At 68.8% G+C, this 6,224-nt stretch carries 6 protein-coding genes and 1 pseudogene; all 7 read left to right on the plus strand.

The annotated features are described in order from the left end of the window. Positions 1-83: 83 nt before the first annotated feature. Complete coding sequence (locus GH736_RS15200; protein ID WP_159604809.1) at positions 84-266, plus strand: hypothetical protein; 183 nt, start codon at positions 84-86, stop codon at positions 264-266. After that, entirely contained in the window at positions 259-1,353 is a 1,095-nt protein-coding gene (locus tag GH736_RS15205) for a Gfo/Idh/MocA family protein (RefSeq protein ID WP_159604811.1), read from the plus strand. Before GH736_RS15200 ends, GH736_RS15205 begins: the two co-directional genes overlap by 8 nt. A gap of 5 nt (positions 1,354-1,358) precedes the next feature. Next, entirely contained in the window at positions 1,359-2,324 is a 966-nt protein-coding gene (locus GH736_RS15210) for a family 43 glycosylhydrolase (RefSeq protein WP_159604813.1), read from the plus strand. Between the two features lie 153 nt (positions 2,325-2,477). Further along, positions 2,478-3,782 carry an ABC transporter substrate-binding protein gene (locus GH736_RS15215; protein ID WP_159604823.1) on the plus strand — a complete coding sequence of 435 codons (1,305 nt, stop codon included), beginning with the start codon at positions 2,478-2,480 and terminating at the stop codon, positions 3,780-3,782. 180 nt (positions 3,783-3,962) lie between these two features. Next, complete coding sequence (locus tag GH736_RS15220) at positions 3,963-4,877, plus strand: carbohydrate ABC transporter permease (RefSeq protein ID WP_235934284.1); 915 nt, start codon at positions 3,963-3,965, stop codon at positions 4,875-4,877. Further along, positions 4,874-5,794 carry a carbohydrate ABC transporter permease gene (locus GH736_RS15225; protein WP_159604825.1) on the plus strand — a complete coding sequence of 307 codons (921 nt, stop codon included), beginning with the start codon at positions 4,874-4,876 and terminating at the stop codon, positions 5,792-5,794. The genes GH736_RS15220 and GH736_RS15225 overlap by 4 nt, the downstream gene beginning before the upstream one ends. A gap of 8 nt (positions 5,795-5,802) precedes the next feature. Then, positions 5,803-6,224: pseudogene (locus GH736_RS15230) on the plus strand (hypothetical protein); the annotation flags it as partial.

Genomic DNA, 6,224 nt, shown 5'->3' on the forward strand with positions numbered 1-6,224 from the left:
AGTCGGTGGATCCACTCGGTGCTGGTAGAAGAGGTCGATCGTGTCGACCTTCAGGCGCTGCAGCGTGAAGCGGGGAAACGGGCTTGAACGGAATCTACGAAACTCGACGGGTACTGGTGACGGGGGGAACCGGCTCGTTCGGCCATACCGTGGCGGAACGCATGCTGGGCCTCGGTGTCGCGCAGTCGCCCGCCGCCGACGCCTTCGGCATGTGCGGGCGCCTTCAGACCTACCGCACCGACCCCATGGAGGAGCCCCATGCCTGAGCACCCCCCGCTGCGCGCCTCGATCGTCGGCACCGGCGCCATCGCCAACGCGCACGCCGAAGCCATTGCCGCCACCGCTGACGCCGAGCTCGTCGCCGTCGTCGACCGCGACCCCGAGCTCGCTCGCGCCTTCGCCGAGCGTTGGGGCGTGCCGTCGACCGCAGCATCGCTCGAAGCGCTGCTCGCCGACGGCGGCATCGACGTGCTGCACGTCTGCACCCCGCCGGGCGTGCACGCCGAGCAGGCGATCGCCGCCCTCGACGCGGGCGTGCACGTGGTCTGCGAGAAGCCGGCCGCGCTCTCGCTCGACCAGCTCGACGCGATGACGGATGCCGCGGCGCGCAACGACCGCCGCCTCGCGGTCGTGTTCCAGCAGCGCACCGGCTCGGCCGCGGCGCACGTGCGCGGCCTCCTCGACTCGGGCGCGCTCGGGCGGCCGCTCGTCGCGACGTGCCAGACGCTGTGGTTCAGGGACCCGGCCTACTTCGAGGTGCCGTGGCGCGGCAAGTGGGCGACGGAGGGCGGTGGCCCGACGCTCGGGCTCGGCATCCACCAGATCGACCTGCTCGCGTGGCTGCTCGGCGACTGGGCGAGCGTGCAGGGCCAGCTCTGGCGCCTCGACCGCGAGACGCAGATGGAGGACGTCTCGACGGCGGTCGTCTCGTTCGCCGGCGGCGCCGTGGCCTCCGTCATCACCAGCGCACTGTCGCCGCGCGAGACGAGCTCGATCCGCATCGACACCGAGCTCGCGACCGTGACGGTCGACCACCTCTACGGGCACGGGCACGAGCACTGGCGCATCACCCCGGCGCCGCACGTCGACGCCGAGACGGCCGCCGCGTGGGCGCTTCCCGAGCTCGAGGAGGCGAGCGGGCACGGGCCGCTCGTGCGCGACATCTACACGGCGCTGCAGTCGGGCGCGCCACTGCCGTCGACCGCGTCGGACGCCGCCCGCTCGTTCGAGATCGTCACCGCGATCTACTCCTCGGCGGCTTCGGGCGCGCTGGTCACTCCCGACACCCTGCGCGACGACGCCGACCGGCGGCGGAGCCTCGAGAGCCCCATCACCGATCTGCGCCGGGGCTGAGGGGGATGGCCGCCGAGGCAGTCGACGACGCGCTGTTCCACGACCCCGTGCACGACGGCGCGACCGACCCGACCGTGATCCGCCACCGCGACACGGGGGAGTGGTGGATGTTCTACACCCAGCGCCGCGCGACGGTCGATGAGCCGGGCGTCGCGTGGGTGCACGGGTCGCGCATCGGGGTGGCACGGTCGCACGACGGCCTCGCCTGGCGGTACGACGGCACCGTTGCGGGCCTCGAATCGGGTGCCGGTGCCGAGACGCACTGGGCGCCCGAGGTGATCGACGACGGCGACCGCTACCGCATGTACCTCACCGTGATCGAGGGCATCCCCGACCGCTGGGAAGGGCACGCACGCCGCATCGTCGAATACGTCAGCGACGACCTCGAACGCTGGTCGGCGGTCGGCGAGATCCCGTTGAGCTCCGATCGGGTCATCGACGCCTGCGTGGCACGCTGCCCCGACGGGCGGTGGCGACTCTGGTACAAGGACGAAGCCGATGACTCGACGACCTGGGTCGCGGTGAGCGACGACCTGTCGGCGTGGCAGGTGGAGGGCCGAGCCATCGGGGGGCGGCCCCACGAGGGTCCCAACGTCTTCGAGCTCGGCGGCTGGTGGTGGATGCTCGTCGACGAGTGGCGCGGCATGGGCGTGCACCGCTCGCGCGACGCCGTGACGTGGGAGCGGCAGGGCGGCCCCGACGACGTGATCCTCGGCGACCCCGGCTCGAGGGTCGGCGACGCGACGTTCGGCCGGCACGGCGACGTGGTCGTCGACGGCGCTCGGGCCGTGCTGTACTACTTCACGCACCCGCACTGGGACGGCTCGGAGCTCGGCTCGAGCGACGCCGCTGCGGCTCGGCTCAGCGCGGTGTTCTCGGCGCCGCTGCGAGTCGTGGACGATCGGCTCGAGTGCGACCGCGACGCCGCCCCGATGGAAACACCGCCTGAACAGGGATTCCTACCGGAGTGAATCGGCGTCGCCGCGGCATCCGATAACGAATTGAAACGATTTTCTGGATTCGGTTGACCCACCTGCCCGCCTGGGCTATCTTTGGGGAAGCGCTTTCCCATGGCGTGACATGCACCAGGCAGACAGAGACGTTTTCATCCCGGGAGGACAACGATGTTCAACATTCGCAAGCGCCGCATGGCGGCCGCAGCAGCGGCGATCGCCGCGAGCGCGGCACTCGTGCTGACGGGCTGCTCGGGTGGCAGTGGCGGCGAAGAGGCGGCCGCGACGTACGATCCCGACGAGAAGGTCACCCTGAACCTGGCCTTCTGGGGCAACGACGTGCGTGCGGCCCTCTACGACGAGGCCATCGCGGCCTTCAACGAGGAGTACCCGAACATCACCGTCAACTCCTCGTTCCTCGGGTTCCCCGAGTTCTGGGAGAAGCGCCAGACCGAGGCGGCCGGCGGCGGCCTTCCCGACGTCATGCAGTTCGACTACTCGTACCTGCGGCAGTACTCGGAGAACGGCCTCCTGCTCGATCTCGAGCCCTACCTCGGCAACATCATCGACACCGAGCCCCTCGCCGAGAACATCCTGCAGATCGGCGTCGTCGACGGCGAGACCACCGGCATCCCGACCTCCACCAACGCGTGGGGCCTCTTCACGAACCCGAAGCTGCTGGAGCAGGTCGGCGTCGAGGAGTTCGAGGGCGGCGACTGGCAGGACTACTCCGACTGGATGGCCGAGGTCAGCGAGGCCGGCGGCGGAGCGCTCTGGGGCGGCACCGACTACACCGGCCGCATCCAGAACTTCGAGATCCAGCAGCGCGCGAAGGGCGAGGACCTCTTCACCGAAGACGGTGAGCCCAACTTCACCGAGAAGGACCTCGCCGCGTTCTGGGAGCAGGGCGAGGACGTGCGCGCCAACACCATCCCGCAGCAGCGGCTCGAGGAGATCTACCCGGTCTCCGGCTTCGACGCCGCGCTCACCACGAGCGAGCTGACCTGGGACAACTTCGGCGCCGGCTACCTCGGCAACCTCGGCGAGGGCTACACCGAGCTCGGCCTCGTCGCCCCGCCGGTGACCGAGGAGGGGGCGAAGGACCTCTACCTCAAGCCGTCGATGCTGCACTCGATCGCGTCGACGACCAAGCACCCCGAGGCCGCGGCCACGCTCGTGAACTTCCTCGTGAACAGCCCCGAGGCGGGCGCGATCTTCGGCACCAACCGCGGCCTGCCCGCGTCGAAGACCATGCTCGAGGGCGCTGAGCTCGACCCGCTGGGCCAGCAGATCAGCGACTACGAGGACTCCATCGCCGACCGCCTCGGCGACGCCCCGCCCGTGCCGATCGTCGGCTACGGCAGCCTGGAGGAGAAGTTCCGCCAGCTCGGCCAGGAGCTCGGCTTCGGCACCCTGACCGTCGACGAGGCCGTCGAGCAGTTCTTCAACGAGATGGACGTCGTCCTCAACCAGTAACACCTGAGCAGTCGTTCCGGGCCCGGTGGGGCGCCACGCCTCGCCGGGCCCGGAGTACTGTTTCTCGAGGAACCGGAGAATCACGTGAGCACGGAAACCGAATCGATCGTCACGGCATCCGCCGGGTCGAGAAGCGTCCGGCGGGAGCTGCGCCAGGTCCGCCGAGCAGAGGGCGGCAAGATCCCCTCCACCGCCGGCCGGCGAGCGGCGGTCCGTCGCGAGACCGCGGCCGGGTACGGATTCCTCGTGCCCTGGCTGATCGGATTCCTCGGCCTCACGGTCGGGCCGATGGTCTTCTCGCTCTACCTGGCCTTCACCAAGTACAACCTCTTCACCGAACCCGAGTGGATCGGCCTCGACAACTTCGTGCGCATGTTCACGGAGGACCCGAACTACATCCAGTCGGTGCAGATCACGCTCGTGTACGTGCTGGTCGGCACGCCGATCAAGCTCGCGGCCGCACTGGGCATCGCGATGCTCCTCAACTACCGCGACCGGGGTAGCGGCTTCTTCCGCTCCTCGTTCTACGCCCCCTCGCTCATCGGCGCGTCGGTGTCGGTCGCGATCGTGTGGCGGGCCATGTTCTCCAACGACGGCCCGGTCGACAACAGCCTGAGCTTCTTCGGCATCGACCTGGGCGGCTGGGTCGGCAACGTGCAGCTCGTCATCCCGATGATGATCCTGCTCGCGGTGTGGCAGTTCGGTGCCCCGATGGTGATCTTCCTCGCGGGCCTCAAGCAGATCCCGCAGGAGCTCTACGAGGCCGCCGAGGTCGACGGCGCCGGCCCCTGGCACAAGTTCCGCAACGTCACCATCCCGATGCTCTCGAGCGTGATCTTCTTCAACCTGCTGCTCGAGCTGATCAACGCGTTCCAGGTGTTCGCGTCGGCGTACATCATCTCGAACGGCTCGGGCGGCCCGGCCGGCATGACGAACTTCTACACCCTCTACCTCTACAAGCGAGGCTTCGCCGACCTGCAGATGGGCTACGCCTCGGCGATGGCCTGGGTGCTGGTGATCGCGGTCGCGATCATCGCCTTCATCCTGTTCAAGACCCAGAAGTCCTGGGTCCACTACGCCGGAGAGAACCGATGACCACGTTCGAAGCCCCCCGCGTCGAGGTCGTCGAGAACGCCCTCGAGCCCGGCAGCTCCACCCAGCCGCGCCGGCGCGTCAAGCGCCGCACGATCAACACGGTCATCTGGTTCGTGGTGCTCCTCGCGTTCACGGCGATCGTGCTCTACCCGCTGCTCTGGCTGTTCCTCTCGACGTTCAAGCCGTCGAGCGAGTTCGCCCAGAACCCGGGCCTGATCCCTGAGAACCCGACGTTCGACAACTACACGAAGGTCGTCGAGGGCATCGCCGGCACGCCGCTGTGGCGGTTCTTCGCGAACTCGTTCTTCATCGCGATCATGGCCGTGGTCGGCACCGTGCTCTCCTCGGCGCTGGCCGCCTACGCCTTCGCCCGCATCAAGTTCCGCGGGGTCGGCGTGCTGTTCGCCGCGATGATCGGCACGCTGCTGCTGCCGTTCCACGTGATCATCATCCCCCAGTACGTGCTCTTCAATAAGCTCGAGCTGGTCGACACCTACTGGCCGCTGATCCTGCCGAAGTTCCTCGCCACCGAGGCGTTCTTCGTGTTCCTGATCGTGCAGTTCATCCGCAACATCCCGCGCGATATGGACGAGGCGGCCCGCATCGACGGCGCCGGGCACATCCGGATCTTCTTCTCGATCATCCTGCCGCTCATCAAGCCCGCCCTGATCACGAGCGCCATCTTCACGTTCATCTGGACGTGGAACGACTTCCTGGGCCCGCTGCTCTACATCAACTCGCCCGAGAAGTACCCGCTGCCGATCGCGCTGCGCCTCTACAACGACGCGACGTCGACGTCCGACTACGGGGCGACCGCCGCGGTGTCGTTCCTCGCACTGGTGCCGATCCTGATCTTCTTCATCGTGTTCCAGCGCTTCCTCGTCGCGGGTGTCGCCACCCAGGGCCTGAAGGGCTAGGTCGGCGGATGTCGCGAGCCACCGATCGCGCGGCACGCCGCGCCGCCCTCTCGGGCAGCGGGCCGACGCACGACGACGCGGCCGCCACGGCGAGGTTCCCCGGCGCCAAGAGCGCGTTCGGACTCCTCGGCGAGGTGCTGCTGATCGGGGTGCTCGTGGCGGTCGTCTCGCTGCCGATCATCACGCTTCCGGCGGCCCTGGCGGCCGGGGTGCGGCACCTGCGGCGGTACCTCACCGCCGACGACGACGCGCTCACCTGGTTCTGGCGCGACGTGGGGGCCGCGAACGGCTGCACGGCGAGGCCCTTCTCGAGGATCTCGTCGACGGCCTCGCGTGACTCGCGGGTGAGCGCGATCGAGACCTGGGCCTGGGTCGCCGGGTCGACGACCTGCTTGTCGGTGAACGTGCTGAAGTACGGTGTGCAGCCATG

Origin of the sequence: Agromyces humi (assembly GCF_009720255.1) — a bacterium.
GTDB lineage: Bacteria > Actinomycetota > Actinomycetes > Actinomycetales > Microbacteriaceae > Agromyces > Agromyces humi.